Origin of the sequence: Marinobacter sp. MIT932201 (genome assembly GCF_047123295.1) — a bacterium.
GTDB classification, from domain to species: Bacteria; Pseudomonadota; Gammaproteobacteria; order Pseudomonadales; family Oleiphilaceae; genus Marinobacter; species Marinobacter salsuginis.
Genome location: NZ_CP138917.1, coordinates 1625332 through 1649309, shown reverse-complemented (window position 1 = coordinate 1649309; position 23978 = coordinate 1625332). Strand labels below are relative to the sequence as shown.

Sequence of the window (23978 nt, the reverse complement as noted above, 5' to 3'; positions counted from 1 at the left end):
AGCGTCTCCCCGAAGTGGTCTAGTCGGCACGGGCTTCCAGTGCCCTTTCAACCTGGCTAGCGGAATAACCCCGACGATTCAGAAAACGCGCCTGACGCACTTTTTCATCCCAGTCTTCACTGAGATCCGCCAGCCCAAACCGTTTGTCCCGGATGGCAACAGCCCGTTCACACCAATCTTCCTCAGTCATTTCATCAACACACTCCGGGGTCCGATGCACCCCTCGTTGCTGAAGTTCCCCCAGAATCCTGAGCGGTCCATAACCAAGATCCATCCTCTGGCGGGCATAAACGTCGGCAAACCGGTCATCATCGAGCCAGCCTTCTTTCTCATAGTCATCCAGAACAGCGTCAATAATGTCGCCCGACACCTTTCTCTGACGCAGTTTCAGACTCAGCTCAAAGCGGCTATGTTCCCTTCTGGCAAGCAATCTTAGCGCTGTTGCCCGGGCCTTATATTCCTGATCGTCCTGATTTTCCTGTTTTGCCATACAGACCCTTTCCGCATACGCACACAAAACGCTAGACTAGCCGCGAAAATTTCCGACTGATCAGCCTCCCAGGCTGACCAGTCAAACTACCCGGCCTTCCGAACCGGAGGCCGATGGCCGGTGGCGGTCCAACTTTGCCCGACACCGTGAACTGGTTTCAACACCCAAGGATACTTTTATGGCTGCGTTCATCCAGAAACTGTTCAGATCCCGCAAGACACCCGAGGCAGCGCCTAAGCAACGAAAAGCTGTACAGCCCGAGCCTGTCGAACAGGAGAATACCCGGGCCAGCCAGAGAGAAGAACAGCTTAAAGCCCTTGAGGGCTCTCCGTCGCAAAGTATTCTGGCCAAACTCGCGATGGAAGGTGTCACAGCGGATATCCGACAGACCGCAGCCGGCAGACTGACCGATGAAGCCAGTCTCCAGGCAGTACAGAAACAGGCCAAAGGCCGGGATAAAGGGGTCTACCAAACCGTTAAATCGGCCCTTCAGCAACGCCGTGAAGAACAGGCTCGACTGGACAGCATTAGCCAGACCATTGCCACCTTGACCCGTCACGCGCGGGACCAGGCGAAAAGCGACGACACCAAACTTTACGAGGCCCGGCTTGATGCCCTGCTGAAACAATGGACAGAGGTGGAAGAGCACGCAACTCCGGAGCAGGCGCAAGCATTCCTGGAAGCAGTGCACCAGTGCAAAGAACGCATTGCGACCCTGCAATCTGCAGCGGAGGGTGAAAAGCGCCAGCGAGATCAGCAGCTACAGCGCCAGGAAACGCTCGACCTGCTTACCCGCACACTGGATGAGCTCAAGGCCCAACCGCCAGAGACCCTGCCCTCACTCGCCTCTCTGGATGCATTGCAGAAAACCCAGGAAAACCGCTGGCTGGAAGCGACCCGGGATACTGCCGTGGACAAGCAGGAACAGAAGTCCTACGAAACAGCCATGCTGGCGCTGCGCAATTACCTCGGTTCGATCCGTCGGATCACTCAGGACCGGGACACCATTGTCGAACTCGGCACTTTGGTAGAGGGGGAAGACGACGCTACTGAAGAACAGCGCGCGCAGGCAAAAACCCTGATCGCGGAAATCAACTGGCCGGAAGGCTACCCCATTCCCACACTGCTTGAGCCCTTGCGAAAGCTGGCCGGTAAGCGCAGGTCAAAGCCCCAGCCCCGTGTTGACCAGGAGCAGCAGAGGGCCCTGGCGAAGCGCCTTGAGAACGATCTCGAAAAGCTCGAAGCGGCACTTGAGGCCAAGCAACTCAAGGAATCGAAGCAGCTGTTCAAAACCGCCCAGCAACATTTACGTGATTTGGACCAGCGCCACGCCAAACCCTATCAGGCCCGGGTACAACTCCTTAACGGACAATTGAGAGAACTCTCGGACTGGCAGGGCTTTGCCACCCAGCCAAAGCAGATTGCCCTATGCGAGCAAATGGAATACCTGGCAGAACAACCCATGGATCCAGAAGCCAAGGCGGAGCGAATCAAGGAACTGCAGAATGAGTGGCGCGATCTGGGCGGCTCTTCAGACCGCAACCTCTGGTCCCGGTTCAAAGCTGCCTCCGACAAGGCCTATGAGCCTTGCAAAGCCTACTTTTCTGCGAAGTCCGGCCTTAAACAGGCCAATCTGGAGAAGCGATCCGCCATTTGCGAGCAACTTGAGAGTTTCCTCAACAATGCCGACTGGTCATCGATCGACTGGAAAGCCGCAGAGCGAATCCACCAGACAGCGCGCCAGGAGTGGAAGGAAGCGTGGCCCGTGGAATTCCGGGACAATCGTGCCGTCCAGAAACGCTTCGATGAACTGCTCAGGAAGCTTGAGGCGCCACTCGATGAGGAGCGCCGGAAAAACGAAGCACTGAAACAGGCGATTGTCGAAAAGGCCGAGGCACTGGTTGACCACGAACCGCTCCAGGAGGCCATGAATCAGGCCAAGGCCCTGCAGGGGGACTGGCAGGCGATCGGCATTACCCGTCACCGGGAAGACCGCAAACTATGGCAGGCTTTCCGCAAGGCCTGCGATCAGATCTTTGCCCGCCGCGATGCCGAGCGCACAGAACAGCAGCAGGCATCGCGGGCCGCCGACGAGTCAGCGCAGGCGGCTCTGGAGCAGGTTGCCGAGGCATCCTCAGACAGTCATGAGGAGTCAGTAACGGCGGCCCTTGCGACGCTTCGTGGAATCGACGAGTCAAACCTGTCCAAGGGCGTCAGAGAGCAGGTTCAGCAGGAAAAGCAGCGGCTGAACAAGGCGCTTTCCGAGCTGAAGCTTCGGGCAAAAATGGCATCGTGGCAGTCTCTTGTAATGGCTGCCACAACGGGCGAAACCGCCAATGATTCCGTGCCCCAACACTGGACCGCGCTGGCGGATGCCTCAGACGCCAGTGATCCGGCCGAGCTGGTGATACGGGCGGAAATTCTGTGCGGCGTCCCCTCACCCGAAACCGACCAGCAGCGCCGCATGGAAATACAGGTACGGCGCCTGGCTGATGGCATGGGATCCGCCGACAACGGCAATGATCAAATGCAGGACGTGGAAAAGCTGCTCGCGAGCTGGTGCCTGGCCGGAATCGGCAAAGACGCAAACACAGAGCTGGCCGAGCGCCTGAACAAGGCCCTTGCCAACCTGAACCAGGCCTGAAGCACCCTGCGGTTTATTCCCGCTGGTGCTCTTTAACGAAGTCCCTGGCCTCCTTAACGGCGGCCAGGGATTTCTGTTTCATCCCCTTGAGTTCTTCGTCGGCCAGGTAGAACATCATATCGATTGAATGGCGATAATACCGCGTTGGAAGGCGGTTCAGGGCCACGCACATCACATCGGTAAGATAATCCGCCGTGTCGGACTCCTCCCGCGTTGCCTCAATGGCATCCACCACCAGTCGTTCGTAAAAGTTGTCGATCGCATCTCGCAGAGACATGGCTTTCGCCTCCTGAATTCGTCTGCGGTTTCTAACACCATAGAAGCCACCTCCCGCCTTGTCATGGTTCCTGAGCAATTTCGCCAATGCGATTGGCAGCCCGCGTCATTACACCCCCTGGTCGCAACGGGCTATGGTTGTGTCATCGGTAAATCAATTCCGAAAACAATATGACCAGAGGACAAGCAATGACCACCGAGGCGTATATCTTCGATGCAGTCCGCACCCCCAGAGGGCGCGGAAAAAAAGACGGATCACTTCACAGCGTCAAACCCATCACGCTGTTGACCACAGTGCTCCACGCGCTGCAGGAGAGGAACAGCCTGGACACCGCCCAGGTGGATGACATCGTAATGGGCTGCGTGACCGCCGTTGGCGACCAGGGTGCGGACATCGCCAAGACAGCCGCTCTGGCGGCCGACTGGGATGAAAAAGTGGCCGGCGTTACCCTCAATCGTTTCTGCGCGTCCGGACTTGAAGCCGTTAACCTGGCCGCCATGAAAGTACGCTCCGGTTGGGAGGACATGGTGGTTGCCGGTGGCGTGGAGGCCATGTCGCGGGTACCCATGGGCTCTGACGGCGGAGCCTGGGCCACGGACCCGGAAACCAACCTGCATACCGGTTTCATGCCCCAGGGTATCGGCGCAGACCTGATAGCCACGCTTGAAGGCTTCAGCCGTGAAGATGTCGATGGCTTTGCGGTGAAATCCCAGCAGAAAGCCGCCAATGCATGGCAGAACGGCTACTTTGCAAAATCCATTATTCCCGTCACGGATCAGAACGGTGTCGTGATCCTCGACCGTGACGAGCATGTGCGCGGCAACACGACGCTGGAGAGCCTGGGTGGCCTCAAACCCTCCTTTCAGATGATGGGTGAAATGGGCTTCGACGGTGTCGCACGGGAGAAGTACCACTACGTTGAGAAGATCAACCACGTGCATCACGCCGGTAACTCCTCCGGTATTGTCGACGGCGCCACCGCCATGCTGATCGGCAGCAAAGCCAAGGGCAAGGCCATGGGCCTGACACCACGCGCCCGCATCGTTGCCACAGCCGTCACCAGCACCGATCCAACCATCATGCTCACCGGTCCTGCGCCGGCGGCGCGCAAAGCGTTGGAAAAAGCGGGCATGACCGCCGACCAGATTGACCTGTTTGAAGTGAACGAGGCCTTCGCGTCCGTGGTGATGCGCTTCCAGCGGGAACTCTCGGTTCCCGACGAAAAAGTGAACGTGAACGGCGGCGCCATCGCCATGGGCCACCCGCTTGGTGCCACCGGCGCCATGATTCTTGGCACCTTGCTGGATGAGCTGGAGCGGCGTGAACTGCGCTACGGCCTGGCTACCCTCTGCGTTGGGGGCGGCATGGGCATTGCCACCATCATCGAGCGCGTCTGAACCCGTCCACTTTTCAAGGAGAACCGATTATGAGTGCCATCCGTTACGAACTGGGTTCAGATCAGATCCTGACCCTCACCATCGACATGCCGGGCCAGTCCGCCAACACCATGAATGCCACTTTCCGGGACGCCCTCTCGGAGACGGCAGCGAAAGTGAAAGATGACCTGAACAACATCCGCGGCGTGATCATTACCTCAGCCAAAAAAACCTTCTTTGCCGGCGGCGATCTGACAGAGCTGCACAAGGTCACACAGGCCGACGCCAAAACCTTTGAGGACATGGTCAACGGCCTGAAAGCCCACATGCGCTTCCTCGAAACCACCGGCAAACCCGTGGTGGCCGCTATCAACGGCTCTGCCCTGGGCGGTGGTCTGGAGATCGCCCTGGCCTGCCACCATCGCGTGGCGATTGACGACGACAGCATTCAACTGGGCTTGCCGGAGGTGACGCTGGGCCTGCTTCCCGGCGGTGGCGGAACCCAGCGACTGCCCCGGATGATTGGTCTTGAGGCAGCCTTCCCGTTTCTGATGGAAGGCAAAAAGGTGAACCCCGAGGCCGCACTTAAGGCTGGCATTGTCGACGAACTGGCCGATTCTGCCGACGACATGATCACCAAGGCCCGGGCATTCATCGATGCCAATCCCAAGTGTCACCAGCCGTGGGACCAGAAAGGCTTCAAGTTTCCTGGCGGGGCGCCTCACCATCCCGCCATGGCCCAGAAACTGGCCATCGCACCGGCCATGCTGAAGCAGAAAACCAAAGGCTGCTATCCGGCGCCGGAACGCATTCTCTCCGCGGCCGTCGAGGGAGCCCAGGTGGATTTCGACAACGGTAGCCTGATCGAGACCCGGTATTTTGCCGAGCTGGTGATCGGCCAGGTCGCCAAGAACATGACCGGCACCTTCTGGTTCCAGCTGAACGCCATCAAGGCGGGCGGCAGCCGGCCCGATGGCGTCGAGAAAGAAACCTTCCGCAAGGTTGGCGTGCTTGGCGCCGGCATGATGGGCGCAGGTATTGCCTATTCCACAGCCACGCGGGGAATCGACGTGGTGTTGAAAGATGTCTCCGTGGAGAACGCCGAAAAAGGCAAGAGCTACTCCGAGAAATTGCTGGCCAAGAAAGTCAGCCGTGGCCGGATGAGCGAAACGCAGAAGGCAGAGATCCTCGGGCGCATCAAAGCCACGGATTCTGCGGATGATCTGGAAGGCTGCGATCTGGTAATCGAAGCCGTCTTTGAAGACAGCGAACTGAAAGCCAGGGTAACCCAGGAAGCTGAACCGAAGCTGGTAAACAACGGAATCTTCGCCTCCAACACGTCCACTATCCCCATCACCCAACTCGCCGAGGCCTCCGCGAACGCCGAGAACTTTATTGGCCTGCATTTCTTCTCACCGGTAGACAAGATGCAACTGGTGGAAATCATCGTCGGCGAGAAAACCTCTGATGAAACGCTGGCACGCTCGTTCGACTACGTTCAGCAGATCGGCAAGATCCCGGTGGTGGTGAATGACAGCCGGGGATTCTTCACTTCCCGGGTTTTTGGCACCTTTGTCAATGAAGGCATCTGCATGCTGGGCGAAGGCATCCACCCATCCAGCATTGAGAATGCAGGACTACTGGCCGGCATGCCGGTGGGACCTCTGGCGATCTCGGACGAAGTCAGCATGACCCTTATGCAGCACATCCGGGACCAGAGCAAGAAAGACACCGAGGCGGCAGGCGGCACCTGGACCCCCCACCCGGCTGAGGCGGTGATTGATGCCATGGTCAACGAGCACGGGCGCAAGGGCAAAGCCTCGGGCGCCGGGTTCTACGACTACCCCGCCAGTGGCAAAAAACACCTTTGGCCGGAACTGGAAAACCTGTTCGTGGATAGCGGCAAGGCTCGGGCAGTCGAACTGCAGGAGCTGAAGGACCGGATACTGTTCATTCAGGCCATTGAAACGGTGCGCTGCCTCGAGGAAGGCGTATTGCGCACGGTGGAAGACGCCAACATCGGCAGCATCTTCGGCATTGGCTATGCGCCCTGGACCGGTGGCGCCATCCAGTTCATCAATCAATACGGAGTGAGAGCGTTCACGGAACGGGCATCAGAGCTCGCCAAAACCTATGGTGAGCGCTTTGCACCGCCCAGACTGCTGCAGGAAAAGGCGGAAACCAACACAACGTTCGCCTGATCAAACCCTGCTGACTCATTGCCGGGCGGGATGCGCTTCCGCCCGGCATACCTACCAATCAAAGACCTACGCAATCGACCATCATCCGGTTACCAACCTGGCGCCTTCATGGACAGATTGTCACGAACCGATACGCCCTGCCTATGGCATCGGGTGTAGTGCTTGCCTACAATAAATTTATAAGTCACGGGTAGACACTCCCTCCGAAAGCCGAGGGGCTCCCCACACCGTCAGGTACGCATTTATGACCATCGCGGAAAGAATTATGGCTCGTCGCACCCTGGCCGGAACTGGTCGATCCGGGGTGTGCAAGGCAATGGCTGTAGCCTTGCTACTGTCGACGCCACTGGGACTGCATGCCAAGGTTGAAACCCCAGCTGTCTACGAGCCGGTTGCGCCGACGATCGATCAGGCGCGCGCTAACATTCTGATTGCCCGTCAGCTGCAGTTTACGCATTTCCGCGACCTTGGAATCAGCGACGAATTGTCTGGCGACGTGTTTGATGCCTACCTGGACTATCTGGACGGCCAGCGAATCTACCTGTCACAAGACGACATTGCGAAATTCGACAAAATCCGGACCCAGTTGGGCTCTGCCCTGAAAACCGGCCAGCTCCAGCCGGGCTTTGATATCTACAACCTTGTTCAGCAACGGATTATCGAGCGTCTGCAGTTTGCACTGGCAATCATCGACAACGGCATAGACTCGCTGGACTTCTCGGCCAACGAGAGCATTCTGGTGGACCGCTCAGAAGCGGACTGGGAGGCGGATGCCAAGGCGCTGGACGAACTGTGGGTAAAACGCATCAAAAACGCAGTATTGGCACAGCGACTGAACGGTGCCGACGATGAGGCCATCGTTGAAACTCTGCGCCGGCGCTACGAAGGTCAGCTCAAGCGCGCGTACCAGGCCAGAAGCGAAGATGCTTTCCAGGCCTACATGAATGCGTTTACCGGAATGTGGGATCCGCACACATCCTACTTTTCACCGCGCACCTCCGAGAACTTCAACATCAACATGAGCCTTTCCCTGGAAGGCATTGGAGCGGTCCTTCAGTCAGATAACGAATACACCAAGGTAGTGAGACTGGTGCCCGGCGGACCGGCGTCCAAGCAGGGTCAGCTTGAACCGGCAGACCGCATAGTCTCGGTGGCACAGGAAGGTGAAAAACCGGTGAATGTGATTGGTTGGCGGCTGGACGAAGTTGTAGATCTGATTCGCGGGCCAAGGAACTCGACCGTCACCCTGGAAGTCATTCCGGCTAACGCGTCTGACGAGACCATCACCGAAACCATCGCGATCAAGCGCGATGAGGTGAAACTGGAAGAACAGAGCGCCAGCAAGGACACCATCCGGATTGAGCGCGGTGGCAAGGAATACACGATTGGCGTAATCACCATCCCCACGTTCTATGCCGATTTCCAGGCCATGCAGGCCGGAGACCCGAACTACAAGAGTACAACCCGGGACGTTCGTAACCTCATCGCGGAACTCGAAGCCGAGGGCGTTGATGGACTGGTCATGGATTTGCGCAACAATGGTGGTGGCGCCCTGCACGAGGCCAACGATCTGGTAGGGCTGTTTATCGATAAAGGCCCCACTGTTCAGATCCGCAATGCCAATAACGATGTGCAGGTATTGAACGATGAGGACCCTTCGGTCGCCTATGATGGCCCGCTGGTGGTACTCACCAACCGTATGAGCGCGTCAGCGTCCGAAATTTTCGCCGGCGCCATCCAGGACTATGGCAGGGGGCTGGTCGTTGGTTCCCAGACCTTCGGCAAAGGTACCGTTCAGGCGGTGCGTCCGCTGAACCATGGCCAACTCAAGATCACCCAGTCGAAGTTCTATCGGGTATCAGGCGGCTCCACCCAGCACAAAGGGGTGATTCCGGATATCGAGATTCCATCCCGCATCGACAAGACCCGCATCGGTGAGGACGCCCTTGATCATGCCCTGCCCTGGGACCAGATCGAAGCCGTCCCGCACACGCGTTACTTCGATTTCAGCGGTATTATTGATGAGCTTCGCAAGCGACACGAAGAGCGGTTCTCAACCAATCCTGAATTCAGTCTGTTGCAGCAGGAAATCGACTTCCTCACCAAGCAGCGCGCCACGGACAGCGTCAGCCTTAATCTGGAAGAGCGTCGTGCCGAACACGAACAAATTGAGCGCACGCGTCTGACAATTGCGAATGCCAGGCGGGAACTGAAAGGGCAGCCACCATTCGATTCCCTTGAAGCCCTCGAAGACTGGCAGGACCAACAGGCAGCTGATCTGGATTCCACCGACGAAGAACTGGATTTCGTGATCCGTGAAGGTGGCCATATCATGGCTGACATGCTGGACCTGGATAACCGCATGGCGTCCATCCTGGACCCGCAACAGTTCGCCGCACAGGCTCCGGCCTCCGCGGTAACCCGGTAAGCGGATGCCTACAGGCCCATGACGGAAAAGGACACCAGCGGGCAGGATGGCCGCCAGAAAGCGCGAATGCTCCAGGACATGCTTCTGGATGCCCTGCATGCCATGCGCTCGCTGGAGCAGGTGGAAGGGCTGGAAAAACCGGTAACCCAGGAACGGACGCCGGAAGGTCTTATCGACCGCCTGGCCAGCCTCACCGGGTCAGCGCTCCGGTTCGGGGTGAAGGCCACAGATACGTCACTTCGGGTTGGTCGGGCCCTGATGAATTCCCAGGATCAGTTGCGGGCGATGCTCACGGCGGGTCAGTCCCTGAAGGACATCCGGGAAGTGGCCGGTCTAACCTTGTCGGAAATGAGCGAGGCCCTGAACCTGCGGGACAAGTCGGTTCTCGAGGCCATTGAGAATGGCACCTCCACTCTCTCCTTCGAGCTGATTCTGCGTCTCGCGGCTCTCATTGCCCGGAATGATCCAATCCCTTTTATCATGCGCACCACGCGCAACTACAACCCGGAAGTCTGGCAGATTCTGAATGACTGGGGTGTGGCGAAACTCCCCCTGCAGTTCGAGCGGGAACGCGAATTCATCAACATCTTCCGCCGGCATGACGACGCACGGACGCTCTCGGATGAGGGCTTCCAGAAAGTGCTGGAGTTCACCCGCCAGAGCTTTGAGATGTCCCTGCACTTTATCGAAGAACAGGAACGGGAGGTGGCCGAACTTCAGGCTGCCTACGAGGACAAACACCCCGAAGGGCCATCCAGACCCGAGAAATCCCCCGTCCGAAAGAAGCGGCAGGCGGGCGGCCCGTCTTCAACCAAATAGTGCTCTCATACCGGTAATATTCGGGTTATGCACGACGCCCTTTTCAGTAACGATGGCGTCGATAAGGTTGGCCGGTGTCACATCAAAAACCGGGTTGAACACATTGACGCCTTCCGGCGCCAGAGGAATACCCCGGATTTCCCGCACCTCAATCCCGTCCCGTTCTTCTATGGGAACATCCGCGCCTGACTCCAGAGCCATATCCACGGTGCTCGACGGTGCCACCACCATGAAGCCCACTTTATGATGCCTGGCCAGCACCGCAAGACTGTAGGTGCCAATCTTGTTAACCACATCGCCATTGGCGGTGATGCGGTCGGCGCCGACAATGACCCAACGGACATCGTTACGAGCCAATATTGCTGCCGCAGCGCCATCAGCGTTCAAAGTGACAGGAATGCCGTCCCGAGAGAGTTCCCAGGCCGTTAGCCGGCCACCCTGAAGCCAGGGTCGGGTTTCATCGGCATAGACGTCTTTCAACAGTTTTTCCTCGTGCAGCCGTCGAACAACGCCCAGAGCCGTGCCGTAGCCGCCGGTGGCAAGTGCACCGGTGTTGCAGTGGGTCAACACCGAAAGCGGTTTCTCTGCACCGATGAATTCCAGGGCATGGTCCGCCATGGCAAAATTGGCAGCCAGATCTTCTTCATGGATTGCCTCGGCCTCATTGGCCAAACGTTTCTCCGCTTCGTCGAGAGAGTGACAGGCGTGGAAGACCCGTTCCATCCGTTGCAACGCCCAGAACAGGTTCACCGCCGTGGGCCGTGATGCCGCCAGCTCACGAATGGATTGTTTAATTTCAGCTTTCCAGTCGCCACCGCCGGCATGCCTGGCTGCCAGGGCCACCCCGTAGGCTGCGCTGATGCCGATCGCCGGAGCGCCACGAACCACCATGTCCCGGATGCTTTGTGCCACACCCGCAGCGCCCTCCAGGGTGATCCAGTGTTCCTCCCCGGGCAGCAGGCGTTGGTCCAGCAATTCGAGACTGCTGCCATGCCACCGTATTGCAACGGTACCAATGCCGCGTTCAGAAGAGGGTTTCGGGGTGGTTGCCATAGAAAACTGCTCCGGTTTTTCAGCGCTGAAAACTGCCAGTATAACGGTTATACTTCCGGGCTACATTTTCAAGGTGCGGCAGGGTCGCACCAAGCGCTGTAAGGCAGGAATGAATGACGGCAGATACCATCACTGCAGCCGATATCCGCATCAACGCGCGCTGGCTGATTCCAATTGAGCCAGCGGGCACAGTGCTTGAGAATCACGCCGTCATAATTCAGGGGAGCCGCCTGGTCGCCGTTATCCCTCAGGAGCAGGCGGACCAGACCTTCCGAACCCGTGAAACCGTCGATCTTCCCCACCATGTTGTCATGCCCGGCTTGATCAATATGCACGGCCACGCAGCCATGACACTGTTTCGGGGGATGGCGGATGATCTGCCGCTCATGACCTGGTTGAATGATCACATCTGGCCGGCCGAAGGTCGCTTTATCAGCGAACAGTTCATTGCCGATGGCACGCAACTGGCCATGGCAGAAATGCTGCGCACCGGAACCACCACGTTCTCGGACATGTATTTCTTTCCGGAGATCGCTGCACAGGTCGCCCATGATGCGGGCATGCGCGCCCAGATCTGTTTTCCGCTGCTGGATTTCCCGACACCCTGGGGTGCCGGTCCGGACGAGTATCTGAGCAAAGGTGCCGACTTTATAGACACCTGGAAGACCGACGGCTACATCATGCCGGCCATTGGCCCCCATGCCCCCTACACGGTTTCCGACGGCCCGATGGCTGAAGCGGTACGGCTATCGGAAAAAACCGGTGCCGTCATCCAGGTACATCTGCACGAAACTGCCTTTGAAGTAACCGAGGCCATTGAAAAAGGTGGCCAGCGCCCGACGGCCAGACTGGCAGACCTCGGCGTACTTCGCCCGGAGACCCAGTGCGTGCACATGACGCAGATCGATGAAAGCGATGTGAACCTGCTGAAACAATCGGGAGCCCATGTCATTCACTGTCCGGAATCGAACCTGAAATTGGCCAGCGGCCTTTGCCCGGTGCAGGACCTTCTGGACAACGGGATTAATGTTGCGATTGGCACTGACGGCGCCGCCAGCAACAACGACCTGGATCTGTTCGGAGAACTTCGCACCGCTGCCATGGTGGCCAAAGTAGTAGCCGGTGATGCCTCGGCGTTGTCTGCCCACAAGGCTCTGGAAATGGCAACCATCAACGGAGCCCGGGCCCTGGGGCGGGACCACGAACTCGGATCACTGGTTGAGGGCAAGCTGGCAGACATCATTGCCATTGACCTGAGTGACCCGTTTTTGCAGCCGGTTTACGATCCGGCTTCGCACCTCGTCTACAGCAACCATGGTCGATCAGTAAGCCACAGCTGGATTAACGGCGTACCACAATTACAGGACGGCCGGCTAACCCGCATTGACGTCGCCGATCTCATGCTCCGGGTTGAAGATTGGGCCGGGCGTATCCGTACAAAGGCAAACTAACCGATTTCTTATTGATCCATCAGGCAGAACCAACCATGACAAACCAGAATGTAGACCGGAACGAAATCGCCAAGTTCGAGGCCCTGGCCAGTCGCTGGTGGGACCCCACGAGCGAATTCAAACCGCTACACGACATCAATCCGCTACGCCTGAATTACATTGATGAGCGCGTATCCCTGGCTGGCAAGCGCGCCCTGGATGTCGGCTGCGGTGGCGGCCTTTTGTCTGAGGGCATGGCCCAGCGCGGCGCCCATGTTACCGGTATCGATATGGGCGAGGCGCCCCTTGCGGTCGCTCGACTCCATGGCATGGAGAGCGGTGTGAACGTGGATTACCAGCAAATCACCGTCGAAGAACTGGCGCAGGACAGCGAACATGCTGGCCAGTACGATGTCGTGACCTGTCTGGAAATGCTGGAGCATGTCCCGGATCCGGCATCGGTCATCAAGGCGTGTGCGGCCATGCTCAAACCCGGCGGCCATCTGTTTGTCTCGACCATCAACCGGAACCCCAAGTCGTTCCTGTTTGCCATTGTCGGCGCCGAATACGTGCTTCGTTTGCTGCCAAAGGGCACTCACGAATGGAAGAAGTTTATCCGGCCCTCTGAAATGTCCGATCATCTGCGCAACGCAGGCCTGGATGTCCGGGAACTGACGGGTATGACCTATAACCCGATTACCAAGATCTACAAACTCGGTAGGGACGTGGACGTTAACTACCTGATGCACGCCAGGGATATCCGTGAAGCCTGAAAACACGCATCAAGCCTCGGCAGTCCTGTTCGACCTGGATGGTACTCTGATTGACACGGCACCGGATTTCATACGCTGCCTCAATCAGTTGCGGGAACAATACGGCATGCCCGCCCTGCCCCCGGAGCATATTCGACGCTCCGTCTCAAACGGCGCTCGGGCCATGATCCGGGTCGGCTTCGGCCTGGAACCGGAGCACCCGGAGTACCTGGAAAAACACACAGCCTTCCTCGACCTCTACGAGGCCGGAGTGGCTGTAGAAACCCGCCTGTTCGAAGGCATGGATGAATTACTCCAGGCTCTTGAGGAACAGGGGATCCCCTGGGGCATTGTCACCAACAAGCCTGCCCGTTTTGCGGTTCCGCTAATCGAAGCCTTAAATCTTGCGAACCGATGCGCAGTCCTGGTGTGCCCCGATCATGTTGCCCAGCGCAAACCTCATCCGGAGGCCCTGTTTCTCGCCTGCCAGCAAATGGGAACCGAGCCTGGTTCAGGGATTTATGTAGGCGATCACGAACGGGACATCGAAGCAGGTCGCAATGCCGGAATGAAGACTATCGCGGTCCGCTACGGTTATATCGAAGAGCCGGAAACCATTAATCTGTGGCAAGCGGATCTTATTGCCGACACCGTCACTGACCTGGCAAAGCTGTTACAATAGTCGATCAATTTTAGGATCCGGTGTTTAACCGGTAACAGCCTGACACGGAGACAGGTTATGCATGATTACCAAGCACCCGCCGATCTTCTGAAAGACCGTATCGTTATGGTGACGGGTGCCGGCAGCGGCATTGGCCGGGCTGCGGCAAAGGCCTTTGCCGCCCATGGTGCGACCGTCGTACTTGTTGGCCGAACTGTAGGAAAGCTGGAAACGGTCTACGACGAAATCGAGGCCGCCGGGCACCCCAAGCCCGCCATCGTGCCCATGAACTTTGAGGGCGCTGCAGTGAAGGACTATGAAGAACTGGCCATGACGCTGGAAGACAACTTCGGCCAACTGGACGGTTTACTGCACAACGCGGCCATCCTGGGCGATCGCAGCCCGGTTGAACTGTATGACCCGGAAACCTGGAACAAGGTCATGCACGTCAATGCAACAGCCCCGTTTCTGCTCAGCCGGGCCATGATCCCCCTGCTGCGCAAATCCGACGATGCTTCGGTGATTTTCACGTCTTCCGGTGTCGGCCGCAAAGCCAAAGCCTACTGGGGCGCTTACGCAGTCTCCAAGTTTGCGGTTGAAGGGCTCAGTCAACTTCTGTCCGAAGAACTGGATGACGAGCGCCACAATGTCCGGGTGAACAGTCTGAACCCGGGCGCGACCCGTACCAATATGAGAGCCCACGCCTACCCGGCGGAGAACCCACAGCAAAATCCGGCACCGGAAGATCTCATGCCGATTTACCTGTATCTCATGGGCAAGGACAGCCAGGGCGTCAACGGCCAGAAACTGGACGCACAGCCTAAATAATGGAACTGCTTTTCTACACGACATCCCAGTGCCATTTGTGCGAGCTGGCTGAAGCCCTGCTTGTCAATACGCCCATGCCGGAACCCATACCGGTAGACGTGGTGGACATTGCCCAGTCCGAAGAGCTGGTGGAGCGTTATGGCACCCGGATTCCAGTGCTGCGACGCAACGACACCGGTGCGGAACTGGACTGGCCGTTTACCAGGGATGAATTGCTCACATTCCTGCAATGAGGATTGCCTGACATGTTGATGGTTATTTCCCCTGCAAAAACGCTGGACTACGAAAGCCCGCTGGCAACTGACACCTATACCCAGCCGGAATTTCTCGACGACGCCTGTGAGCTGGTTGACCAGCTAAAGGAACTGGAGCCGCATCAGATAAGCAACCTGATGAGCATCAGCGACAAGCTGGGCCAGCTGAACGCGGAGCGCTTCCAGAACTGGCATACGCCGTTCACCCCCGAGAATGCCCGCCAGGCGGTACTAGCCTTCAAGGGTGATGTTTATACCGGCCTGGACGCAGAGAGCTTCAGCGAGGAGGACTTCGAGTTTGCCCAACAGCATCTGCGCATGCTCTCCGGCCTGTATGGGGTCCTGAAACCGCTGGACCTGATGCAACCCTATCGCCTGGAGATGGGTACCCGGTTCGAGAATAACCGTGGCAAGGACCTGTATGCCTTCTGGGGGAGCAAGATTACTGACGAGATCAACCGGCTGCTGGCAGACGACGACGGCGTGCTAGTAAACCTGGCCTCCAATGAGTATTTCAAAAGTGTAAAGAAGAAAGACCTTGAAGGTAGGCTGATTACCCCCCAATTCAAGGACTGGAAGAATGGTCAGTACAAGATGATCAGCTTCTACGCCAAGAAAGCCCGCGGCCTGATGTGCCGATTTGCCATCCAGAACCGCATTACCCAGGCCGACGACCTCAAAGGTTTTAACCTCGAAGGCTATTACTTCAGCGAAGACCAATCCGATAAGAACAACTGGGTTTTCCTGCGGGATGAACAGTAATCCATGTTGACATCGGAGTAAGCAATGAACGAAGCAGTGTTTTCCCAGATCGCCATGCTGGTGTTTCTGACCGGCCTGATTGTCTGGATGGGTATCATCGTCTGGGATCTGGCCAAAAAATCCCAGGCCGGAAGATTCGGCACCATCGCCCTGTTTACGGTTCTGGGCGCAGGCGTTGTGGGCTTTATTATCAAAACCGTGCTCGTAGAGATCATGCAAATATGAAAGACAAGGACCAGCCCTGATGTGGTTTCGCAACGCCCGCGTATTCCGTTTTACCAAACCGTTTGATATCTCCGCCGAAGAGCTGGAAGAAAAACTGCAGGCCGACGCCTTCAAACCCTGCGGCCCCCAGGAAACCAGCCGCCAGGGCTGGGTTCCACCCCTGGGCAAGCATGGCGAACAGCTGGTTCACAGTGCTAACGGCTATCACCTGATAGCCCTGCGCAAGGAAGAGAAGATTCTTCCGGGCCCGGTGGTGAAAGAGGCGGTTGAAGAAAAGGCCGAAGCTATCGAATTCGAGCAGGGCCGCAAGGTCCGGCGCAAAGAAAAGGATGAAATCAAGGAACAGGTGATGCTGGAGATGCTGCCCCAGGCCTTCTCCAAAAATCGCCGCTGCTTCGCCTATCTCGCGCCTCAGGACGGTGTCCTGGTAGTGGATGCCGGCTCCGCCAAACAGGCGGAAGATCTGGCCTCCACCTTGCGCAAGAGCCTTGGCTCGCTGCCGGTTCGTCCGCCCGCCGTGGAGCAGGCGCCTGCCTTTACCTTCACCGGCTGGCTGAACGAATCCGTCGATCTGCCTGGCAAGGTGGTTCTGGGCAGTGAATGCGAGCTGAAAGATCCGTCTGAAGATGGTGGTGTGGTGCGCTGCAAAGGCCTGGACCTGAAAGCCGATGAAATCCGCAACCATCTGGATGCGGGCATGCAGGTGACCAAGCTGTCACTGACCTGGGACGACAACGTCTCCTTCGTGCTGGATGAAGAGCTGGGCATCCGTCGCCTGAAATTCGGCGAAACACTCCAGGATCAACTGGACGACGTCGATGTGGATGATGCCGTTGCCAAGTTTGATGCAGCCTTCACGCTGATGACCCTGGAGCTGTCCCGCTTGATCCCGGGGCTTCTCGAAGCCTTGGGTGGTGAAGACCGTTCAGCGATTGTCGAAGAATAAAGCCGATACCCCGGGGTCAGGTGCATAATCAATCTGACCCCGTCTTTCCCCTTACCGCTCAATGGGCGCTCTTGCCCAGGCGCTCTCTCTGCCAGTCCTTTTCCGGCTCGTTCAGAACCAGCCGCAGATCCATCACCTCTTCTTCGATATTGAACTTGATCTCGAAACCCAGGTGTTCCGCCAGCTGCAACATGGGGCGGTTGTCCGGCAACACGTTGCCAACCATTTCCATGGTGCCCCGGGAACGGCAGTAATCGATCATCTTCTGCATCAGGGCAACGCCCAGGCCCTCCCCTTTCATTTTATCGTGCACCATGACCGCGAACTCGCATTGCAGGTTGTCAGCATCAGTCCAGGTGCGCACGGTGCCCAGCGTTTCCTCACCTTCTCCGTCTTCCCTCGGCGCGTTGGCAATAAAAACCATTTCCCGGTCGTAGTCGATTTGCACCATCTGGGCAACGTCCTCCCGGGAGAAATGCTTCCGGTACTGGAAGAACCGGTAGCGGATGGATTCTGGCGACTGTAGCTCATGAAACGCCCGGTGCGCGGGCTCATCTTCGGCCAGTACCGGCCGGATGATGACCCGCCGCCCGGACTTCGGCAGTACAATCCACTCCTCGAGTTCGCGCGGGTATGGCTGGATAATCGGCCGGCCTGGCTTGTCGGCCAGATTGATGGCGATATTCACAGCCACAGCCCCCTGCTCGTTGAACAGCAGCGGCGAAATCTCCAGCCCCTGTATTTCGGGAATGTCGATGACGATCTGGGAGAGGGTGACCAGCGTCTCGGACACCGCCCGGATATCCTCTTCCGGCTTCAGGCTGTGCTCTTTCAACAGCTTGTACATATAAGTCCGGCGCAGAAGCTCCCGGGCCAGCACCATGTTCAATGGCGGCAGTGCAATCTGCCGGTCGGTCATCACGTTGATCTGGGCGCCCGCTGCACCACATACTACCAGTGGGCCAAATAACGGATCCCGGGTAATACCAACACTGAACTCAATCCCGCCCACGTGCTGATAGGAACGCTGAACAGCGAAGCCGAGAAAGCCACTGCCAGGAAAGTGGCTCTGGTATTCGTCCATCAGGTAGCGGCAGGAGTCCATGATGGCCGCTTCGCTGTTGAGCTTCTGTACCGTGCCCTTGTATCGGCGCTGGGTAGGACTCAGGTCGAGGAAAGGATGGCAGGCCTGCTCATGGATGATGGTGATATCGATGGGACGCCGCTCAACTGCGAAAACCTCAAGGACCTCCTCCATATCGTCGCAGTACATGGTGTCGATGGTGCTGATGCCGTAATCACTCACCAGATCCCGGGCTTCCCGGTTCGACAGATGATACCGGCCAGAGCGCAATGCCCGGCTGACCACGTGACGGGTGTGGGTTCGGTCTGCAAAGTGATCGGTAAAGGACTCGGGTGTTTCCGTGAGCAGCCGCTGAACACGCTGATGACGCACATGCTGCATGAACGCCATGACGGCTTTTTCGGGATTGAAGAATGACGGCAGCCCGGCCCGGTAAAACTCCTCCCGCGCATCCATGACCGTACTCTGGCCCAGCCAGCAGGTGAACACGTTCAGACGGGTGCCCTTGGAAGCCTGCACCACCGCGTCAGCAATCTGGAGGCTGTCCTCTGTCAGACTTGGCGCATACATCACCAGAACGTTTGCCACTTCCGGATCCTTGGCAAGAATCTTGATCGCCTGCCCATACAACTCCGGGGAAGCATCGTAGTTGAGATCGATCGGGTTCTTTCGGGTCCAGTAAGGTGGCAGCAGCTCGGCCAGGGCCTCGATACTGGCATCCGACAATTCCGCCAGCTCACCGCCCAGGTCCGCCAGGCGGTCCACGGCCAACACCCCCGGGCCAACCCCGTTGGCCATGATCGCCAGGCTTTCCCGGCGCAATGGCCGCATCCGTGTTAACGTCTCGAGCGCATCGAACATCTGGCCAAGACCGTCCACCCGAAGCACACCGGCCCGCTGGAGCATGGCATCGTATATCGGATCGCTGCGTTTCAAACCGGCCGGCAGATCGTGGGGAAACCACTCCGATTCCGGTACCCGCCCGGATTTTACTGCGATCACTGGCTTGGTGCGGGAAGCTACCCGCACCGCCGACATAAACCGCCGGGCATTCGGGATGTTCTCGATGTGCAGAAGAATCGCGCGGGTCTGGGTGTCCTGCGCCAGATAGTCGATCAGATCGTCGTGATCGATATCCATGCCATCGCCGAGGGTCAGGAAGTAGGAAAACCCCACCCCCCGGGCAAAGGCCCAGTCTATAACCGAACTGGCAATGGTGCCGGATTGGCCTACGAAAGCAACCCGTCCCGGGATCGCGCCCATGTGGGCATAGGTGGCGTTCAGGCTACGTGCCGGAACCATCAAACCAATCGTGTTGGGGCCGAGCACCCGGATCCCGGTTTCCCTGGCGGCCTCGCGCACGGAATACATCAAAGGCTGACCGGTTTTACTGTGAGTACGGGACATGCCACCGGTCATGACAATGGCGGTGCGCACCCCGGCTTCCCCGAGCCGCTTGATGGTCTTGGCCACAGTATCCGGCGGCGTGCAGATGATGGCCAGATCCGGGGAAAAGTCCATTTTGGAGACTTTCTTGACGCAGGGTACACCGTGCACGTTGTCGTAATCGTTCTGGTTGACCACCAGCAGGCGCCCCGGATAACCGCCCCCCATCAGGTTCCGCAATACCATGCCGCCAAGATTGTCTGCCCGCTCCGACGCACCGATCACCGCAATGGACGCGGGATTGAAAAGGCTCTCCAGATACCGGGTGCTCAAGCTGACTCTCCTATGTGAGTGGCCGGCAGGCCGTTGGCGAATAAATGTAATAAAACAGGTTACTTATGAGTGTAACCCTTATCTTAGGCCCTGATTCCCCGATGTGAAATGGCTATCGTCCCTATAAGACCAAAGAAACACGGCATCAGGCGGTTTTCCCTGATAAGCTTGAAGAAAATATAAGCACATCGAAGGCAGTTCGAGACGTATGACCACGGCATTCTTTTCCCACGATGACTTCATGAAACACAACATGGGGCCGGAACATCCGGAAAGCCCTGAGCGTCTGGCGGCGATCATCAGCTACCTGGCTGATACCGGTCTTGATCAGAAGCTCGACTGGGTGAGGCCGGAGGAGATCACCCGGGACCAGTTATTGACGGTGCATCCCGAAAAGTACCTGCATCAACTCGATCTGATGCAACCCACAAGGGGCCGCGTGTTTACCGATCCGGATACGGCCATGATGCCGGACACTTTGCGGGCAGCCCGCCTTGCCGCTGGCGCCAACATCCAGGCCGTGGATATGGTTATGAGTAGCCAGGTAACCAACGCCTTTGTTTGCGCGCGCCCGCCCGGCCATCATGCCGAGCGAGCGAAATCCATGGGCTTTTGCTTCTACAATAACGTCGCCCTGGCCGCCATGCGCGCTCTCACCTTCCATCACCTTGAACGGGTCGCGATCATTGATTTCGATGTGCACCAGGGCAACGGAACCGTGGACATTGTCGGTGGTGACGAGCGAATCCTGATGTGCTCCAGCTTCCAGCACCCGTTCTACCCGCACTCCCATGTGCACCGCCAGGCCGACAACATCGTCAACATTCCGATTGCAGCGAACTGTTCGTCTGAAGAGTACCGGAAACAGGTGGAGGCAGGTTGGCTGAAGCGGCTGAACGACTTCAAACCGCAACTCATTCTGATTTCCGCGGGTTTTGATGCCCATAGACTTGACCCGATGGCGGAACTGAATCTGGATACCGACGACTACCGCTGGTTGACGGAAATGATCGTGTCTGTTGCACGTGAGCACAGCAACGACCGCATCATTTCAACGCTGGAGGGCGGATACCACCTGAGGGCCCTGGCAGAAAGCGTAAACGCCCATCTGGAAGTATTGAACTCGGTTTACTGAAAGCGATTATCCCCGGGGCTCACCGCCATACCCGTTGGCCTGCTGAAGCTCTGGGCGATCACCTGCCCTCTGCAAGCGGATATTGGTGCGGCGGTTATCCGCCGGCCGGTTGGATACCGGGTATTGGTCACCGTGTGCCCGAACGGTAATCATGTTTTCATCAATACCGCTCGCCTTGAGGTAGTCGGCCACCACATTGGCACGATCTTCGGAAAGCGCGCGGTTGTCGATACGACTGCCAATGCTGTCACTGTGGCCATCCACGAAAATTCTCTCAACCGTGGTGTCGGCATTCACGTAGCGCACGATGTTGTCCAGCAACTGCCTGTCGGCGTCAGACAGTTGAGTGCTGCCACTGGCAAAGGGCACCCTTGAACGCTGAATCTGATCAAAGTTCACCGGCAAGAGATTCGACGTGCAGCGCTGATAGCGCTGGTATTCACCAGCAAAATTGATATTGGACACCTGCACCCGCACCGGACGACCATCAAACCAGGATTCCCGGGTAACCGTGGGGCGCATACCCTCCAGCAGGCCGTGGGCAACAACAAAGGCCTGGCGTGTGTCCAGGGAGACCTGGCGGCGATCATCCGACACATTGACCGTGCCCAGGGGCTTCGGCGCCACACCCGGACGCCAGGCCGGTGCCTCCACCACGAGACTGCCACGCCCCGGTCGCATTGGTGTCGAATCAGACTCCAGGAAAAAGCTCAGACTTTCACCCGCGCGATGATTGAACACGGCCCGACCGTAACCGGGAACCTCGTGCACCAGGCGACACTCGAATACCGATTCGGCAAGATACCACTGGCTATTCTCGATACCGGCACCATAGCTGGCAGCCTGCCCGGCAGCCGGCAAAAGCAGCACAGGAAGACTGCAAGCCAGCAGTGTATTGAGACGTTTTCCGAGGCGGAATCCCATAGTATGTGCCATCAGTGTCCGGTAGTTAACAGATTCTGATTGCTTAACGGCCCGCGTCTGCCTTTCTTTAGCTCCGGCCGGAAAACAATCACCCGCGCCTTCTGGTATAATTCGCCAAATTTTTCGGGGCTCTATCCTCCAGGGCCCCACAGCACGCCTCGCATAAGGTATTGCGGACAACTGCCATGACAGAAAAGCTTACTCTTACCCGGCCCGACGACTGGCACCTTCACGTTCGGGATGGTGACATTCTTAGCGACGTGGTACCGGCCACAGCGGCCTGCTTCGGCCGCGCCATCATCATGCCTAACCTGGTGCCACCGGTCACAACCGCCGCTGATGCCGCAGCCTATCGGGAGCGGATTCTCGCGGCTGCCAAAGGCACCGCCTTCGAGCCGTTGATGACCCTGTACCTGACCGAGAGCATGACACCGGAAACCATCCGCGAGGCCAAAGCCGCCGGTGTTGTGGCCGCCAAGCTTTACCCGGCGGGCGCGACAACGAACTCCGACTCCGGAGTGAAGGATATACGGAACATCTATCCCGTGCTGGAAGCAATGGCAGACTGCGGCATGCTTCTTCTGGTTCACGGCGAAGTAACCGACGCCGATATCGATATCTTTGACCGTGAAAAGGTGTTTCTGGAGCGGGTCCTGGCCCCCACCCTGGAGGCTTTCCCGAATCTCAAGGTTGTGCTGGAACATATTACGACGGCCGATTCCGCCGAGTTTGTCCAGCAGCATACCGGCGACAACCTTGCCGCGACGCTGACGCCCCAGCATTTGATGTATAACCGCAACCATATGCTGGTCGGCGGCATTCGCCCGCACCTTTATTGCCTGCCAATTCTGAAGCGCAACCGCCATCAGAAGGCGTTGCGGGACGCGGTAGCCAGCGGCGACAAACGCTTTTTCCTGGGCACGGATTCTGCTCCCCATGCCAAGGATCGCAAGGAGGCTGCCTGCGGCTGTGCTGGCTGTTACTCAGCCTATGGCGCCATCGGCCTGTATGCGGATATTTTTGAAGAGCTTGGCATTCTGGACAAGCTTGAGGCATTCGCCAGCTTCAACGGCCCTGACTTCTACGGCCTGCCGCGCAACACCGATACCATTACCCTGGTTCGCGAACCCTGGACCATGCCGGCGGAGCTGCCATTGGCTGACGGAACCATCGTGCCTCTCAAGGCCGGTGAAACCGTTCACTGGCGACTGGCGTAAACCTGATCTATTCCTTCTCACCCACGGCCAAGACCGGAGCTTGAGTGACTGACGAAAACAAACCACCGCATCCCATGTCCCGCCGCTTCCGCGGATTTCTACCCGTTGTCGTCGACGTGGAAACCGCAGGATTCAATCCCGAGCGGGATGCCCTGCTGGAGGTGGCGGCGGTAATACTGACCATGGACGACGACGGCTGGGTGCGGCGAGCGGAGACCCACGTACAACAGATTGATCCCTTTGAAGGCGCCAATCTGGAGCAATCCGCCCTGGATTTCACCGGCATAGATCCGTGGAATCCAGAGCGTGAAGCGGTTCCCGAGCGGGAAGGTCTCAGTGAAATCTTCAGCCCGATTCGCAAGGCGGTGAAAAACCACGACTGCAAGCGGGCCGTTCTGGTGGGACATAACGCCACTTTTGACCACAATTTCATCTTTGCGGCCGCACTGCGAGCAGATATCCGGCGCAATCCATTTCATCCCTTTTCCACGTTCGATACCGCCACTCTGGCCGGCCTGGCGTACGGCCATACGGTTCTGGCCCAGGCTTGTAAGATCGCGGGCATTCCGTTCAGCAATAAGGAAGCCCACTCCGCAGCCTATGATGCGGAAAAGACTGCGGACCTGTTCTGCGGCATTGTGAATCGATGGAAAGAGCTGGGCGGCTTTCCACCTCCTGTGATCCCCGAAGAGACCGAGTAAACGCCATTAAAAAAACCCGCCGTAGCGGGTTTTTATTTGTGTGCCGAGCATG

The 23978-nt window shown here is 57.9% G+C and carries 21 protein-coding genes; 16 read left to right on the top strand and 5 right to left on the bottom strand.

The annotated features are described in order from the left end of the window. Positions 1–19 precede the first annotated feature (19 nt). The gene (locus SIC15_RS07495) at positions 20–490 is read right to left on the bottom strand and encodes a regulatory protein RecX (RefSeq protein WP_349343417.1); all 471 of its coding nucleotides are present in this window, start codon (positions 488–490) and stop codon (positions 20–22) included. 178 nt (positions 491–668) lie between these two features. Here SIC15_RS07495 and SIC15_RS07490 point away from each other — a divergent pair, with 178 nt between their 5' ends. Further along, positions 669–3134, top strand: coding sequence for a DUF349 domain-containing protein (locus SIC15_RS07490; RefSeq protein WP_412537362.1), 2466 nt, complete (start codon positions 669–671; stop codon positions 3132–3134). A gap of 13 nt (positions 3135–3147) precedes the next feature. Here SIC15_RS07490 and SIC15_RS07485 read toward each other — a convergent pair whose 3' ends face one another. Next, a complete protein-coding gene (locus SIC15_RS07485; RefSeq protein ID WP_136631860.1) occupies positions 3148–3411 on the bottom strand; it encodes a late competence development ComFB family protein in 264 nt (87 codons plus the stop codon). A 188-nt stretch (positions 3412–3599) separates the two neighbouring features. Here SIC15_RS07485 and SIC15_RS07480 point away from each other — a divergent pair, with 188 nt between their 5' ends. The 4 genes from SIC15_RS07480 to SIC15_RS07465 all read left to right on the top strand — a co-directional run bounded on the left by SIC15_RS07480 (position 3600) and on the right by SIC15_RS07465 (position 10235). Next, on the top strand, positions 3600–4808 hold the full coding sequence (locus SIC15_RS07480; protein WP_412537361.1) for an acetyl-CoA C-acetyltransferase: 1209 nt from the start codon (positions 3600–3602) through the stop codon (positions 4806–4808). Positions 4809–4837: 29 nt separating this feature from the next. Then, entirely contained in the window at positions 4838–6988 is a 2151-nt protein-coding gene (locus SIC15_RS07475) for a 3-hydroxyacyl-CoA dehydrogenase NAD-binding domain-containing protein (protein ID WP_412537360.1), read from the top strand. A 244-nt stretch (positions 6989–7232) separates the two neighbouring features. Beyond that, positions 7233–9416, top strand: a complete 2184-nt coding sequence (locus SIC15_RS07470; protein ID WP_069184849.1) for a carboxy terminal-processing peptidase — start codon at positions 7233–7235, stop codon at positions 9414–9416. Between the two features lie 18 nt (positions 9417–9434). After that, positions 9435–10235, top strand: a complete 801-nt coding sequence (locus SIC15_RS07465; RefSeq protein WP_069184850.1) for a helix-turn-helix domain-containing protein — start codon at positions 9435–9437, stop codon at positions 10233–10235. On the opposite strand, the gene mtnA is transcribed toward SIC15_RS07465, so the two are convergent. Continuing rightward, positions 10224–11288 carry an S-methyl-5-thioribose-1-phosphate isomerase gene (mtnA, locus tag SIC15_RS07460; RefSeq protein ID WP_069184851.1) on the bottom strand — a complete coding sequence of 355 codons (1065 nt, stop codon included), beginning with the start codon at positions 11286–11288 and terminating at the stop codon, positions 10224–10226. The two genes, SIC15_RS07465 and mtnA, sit on opposite strands and share 12 nt — an antisense overlap. Before the next feature lie 113 nt (positions 11289–11401). On the opposite strand from mtnA, the gene SIC15_RS07455 reads away from it, so the two are divergent. The 8 genes from SIC15_RS07455 to rdgC are packed head-to-tail and all read left to right on the top strand — an operon-like array spanning position 11402 to position 17146. Beyond that, a complete protein-coding gene (locus tag SIC15_RS07455) occupies positions 11402–12739 on the top strand; it encodes a TRZ/ATZ family hydrolase (protein WP_069184852.1) in 1338 nt (445 codons plus the stop codon). 35 nt (positions 12740–12774) lie between these two features. Further along, complete coding sequence (ubiG, locus tag SIC15_RS07450) at positions 12775–13491, top strand: bifunctional 2-polyprenyl-6-hydroxyphenol methylase/3-demethylubiquinol 3-O-methyltransferase UbiG (RefSeq protein WP_291907965.1); 717 nt, start codon at positions 12775–12777, stop codon at positions 13489–13491. Further along, positions 13481–14152, top strand: a complete 672-nt coding sequence (gene gph / locus SIC15_RS07445; protein ID WP_412537359.1) for a phosphoglycolate phosphatase — start codon at positions 13481–13483, stop codon at positions 14150–14152. The genes ubiG and gph overlap by 11 nt, the downstream gene beginning before the upstream one ends. A gap of 57 nt (positions 14153–14209) precedes the next feature. After that, positions 14210–14959, top strand: coding sequence for a YciK family oxidoreductase (locus tag SIC15_RS07440; RefSeq protein WP_069184855.1), 750 nt, complete (start codon positions 14210–14212; stop codon positions 14957–14959). Further along, positions 14959–15192, top strand: a complete 234-nt coding sequence (locus SIC15_RS07435; RefSeq protein ID WP_064227467.1) for a glutaredoxin family protein — start codon at positions 14959–14961, stop codon at positions 15190–15192. Before SIC15_RS07440 ends, SIC15_RS07435 begins: the two co-directional genes overlap by 1 nt. Before the next feature lie 12 nt (positions 15193–15204). Then, complete coding sequence (yaaA, locus tag SIC15_RS07430; protein WP_069184857.1) at positions 15205–15975, top strand: peroxide stress protein YaaA; 771 nt, start codon at positions 15205–15207, stop codon at positions 15973–15975. A 24-nt stretch (positions 15976–15999) separates the two neighbouring features. After that, complete coding sequence (locus SIC15_RS07425; RefSeq protein WP_069184858.1) at positions 16000–16200, top strand: DUF2788 domain-containing protein; 201 nt, start codon at positions 16000–16002, stop codon at positions 16198–16200. A 19-nt stretch (positions 16201–16219) separates the two neighbouring features. Then, the gene (gene rdgC, locus SIC15_RS07420) at positions 16220–17146 is read left to right on the top strand and encodes a recombination-associated protein RdgC (RefSeq protein ID WP_069184859.1); all 927 of its coding nucleotides are present in this window, start codon (positions 16220–16222) and stop codon (positions 17144–17146) included. A 58-nt stretch (positions 17147–17204) separates the two neighbouring features. On the opposite strand, the gene SIC15_RS07415 is transcribed toward rdgC, so the two are convergent. Continuing rightward, positions 17205–19949: a GNAT family N-acetyltransferase gene (locus SIC15_RS07415; RefSeq protein WP_412537358.1), complete on the bottom strand. Its 2745-nt coding sequence runs from the start codon at positions 19947–19949 to the stop codon at positions 17205–17207. Between the two features lie 208 nt (positions 19950–20157). Here SIC15_RS07415 and SIC15_RS07410 point away from each other — a divergent pair, with 208 nt between their 5' ends. Then, positions 20158–21084, top strand: a complete 927-nt coding sequence (locus SIC15_RS07410) for a histone deacetylase family protein (RefSeq protein WP_069184861.1) — start codon at positions 20158–20160, stop codon at positions 21082–21084. A gap of 6 nt (positions 21085–21090) precedes the next feature. Here the strand turns inward: SIC15_RS07410 and SIC15_RS07405 are convergent, their stop codons facing one another. After that, positions 21091–22008 (bottom strand): flagellar protein MotY, encoded by a 918-nt coding sequence (locus SIC15_RS07405; protein WP_069184862.1) that lies wholly within the window; start codon positions 22006–22008, stop codon positions 21091–21093. Between the two features lie 185 nt (positions 22009–22193). On the opposite strand from SIC15_RS07405, the gene pyrC reads away from it, so the two are divergent. Together pyrC and rnt are read left to right on the top strand one after the other, a co-directional pair. Continuing rightward, complete coding sequence (gene pyrC, locus SIC15_RS07400) at positions 22194–23225, top strand: dihydroorotase (protein ID WP_069184863.1); 1032 nt, start codon at positions 22194–22196, stop codon at positions 23223–23225. 44 nt (positions 23226–23269) lie between these two features. Beyond that, positions 23270–23926 (top strand): ribonuclease T, encoded by a 657-nt coding sequence (gene rnt / locus SIC15_RS07395; RefSeq protein ID WP_083231870.1) that lies wholly within the window; start codon positions 23270–23272, stop codon positions 23924–23926. Positions 23927–23978: the final 52 nt, after the last annotated feature.

Coding starts and splice junctions, on each gene's coding strand:
- SIC15_RS07465 (WP_069184850.1), top strand. CDS start 9,435: ATGACGGAAAAGGACACCAGCGGGCAGGATGGCCGCCAGAAAGCGCGA.
- yaaA (WP_069184857.1), top strand. CDS start 15,205: ATGTTGATGGTTATTTCCCCTGCAAAAACGCTGGACTACGAAAGCCCG.
- SIC15_RS07475 (WP_412537360.1), top strand. CDS start 4,838: ATGAGTGCCATCCGTTACGAACTGGGTTCAGATCAGATCCTGACCCTC.
- SIC15_RS07440 (WP_069184855.1), top strand. CDS start 14,210: ATGCATGATTACCAAGCACCCGCCGATCTTCTGAAAGACCGTATCGTT.
- SIC15_RS07480 (WP_412537361.1), top strand. CDS start 3,600: ATGACCACCGAGGCGTATATCTTCGATGCAGTCCGCACCCCCAGAGGG.
- SIC15_RS07485 (WP_136631860.1), bottom strand. CDS start 3,411: ATGTCTCTGCGAGATGCGATCGACAACTTTTACGAACGACTGGTGGTG.
- mtnA (WP_069184851.1), bottom strand. CDS start 11,288: ATGGCAACCACCCCGAAACCCTCTTCTGAACGCGGCATTGGTACCGTT.
- rdgC (WP_069184859.1), top strand. CDS start 16,220: ATGTGGTTTCGCAACGCCCGCGTATTCCGTTTTACCAAACCGTTTGAT.
- pyrC (WP_069184863.1), top strand. CDS start 22,194: ATGACAGAAAAGCTTACTCTTACCCGGCCCGACGACTGGCACCTTCAC.
- SIC15_RS07470 (WP_069184849.1), top strand. CDS start 7,233: ATGACCATCGCGGAAAGAATTATGGCTCGTCGCACCCTGGCCGGAACT.
- SIC15_RS07405 (WP_069184862.1), bottom strand. CDS start 22,008: ATGGGATTCCGCCTCGGAAAACGTCTCAATACACTGCTGGCTTGCAGT.
- SIC15_RS07435 (WP_064227467.1), top strand. CDS start 14,959: ATGGAACTGCTTTTCTACACGACATCCCAGTGCCATTTGTGCGAGCTG.
- SIC15_RS07410 (WP_069184861.1), top strand. CDS start 20,158: ATGACCACGGCATTCTTTTCCCACGATGACTTCATGAAACACAACATG.
- SIC15_RS07490 (WP_412537362.1), top strand. CDS start 669: ATGGCTGCGTTCATCCAGAAACTGTTCAGATCCCGCAAGACACCCGAG.
- SIC15_RS07455 (WP_069184852.1), top strand. CDS start 11,402: ATGACGGCAGATACCATCACTGCAGCCGATATCCGCATCAACGCGCGC.
- ubiG (WP_291907965.1), top strand. CDS start 12,775: ATGACAAACCAGAATGTAGACCGGAACGAAATCGCCAAGTTCGAGGCC.
- SIC15_RS07425 (WP_069184858.1), top strand. CDS start 16,000: ATGAACGAAGCAGTGTTTTCCCAGATCGCCATGCTGGTGTTTCTGACC.
- SIC15_RS07495 (WP_349343417.1), bottom strand. CDS start 490: ATGGCAAAACAGGAAAATCAGGACGATCAGGAATATAAGGCCCGGGCA.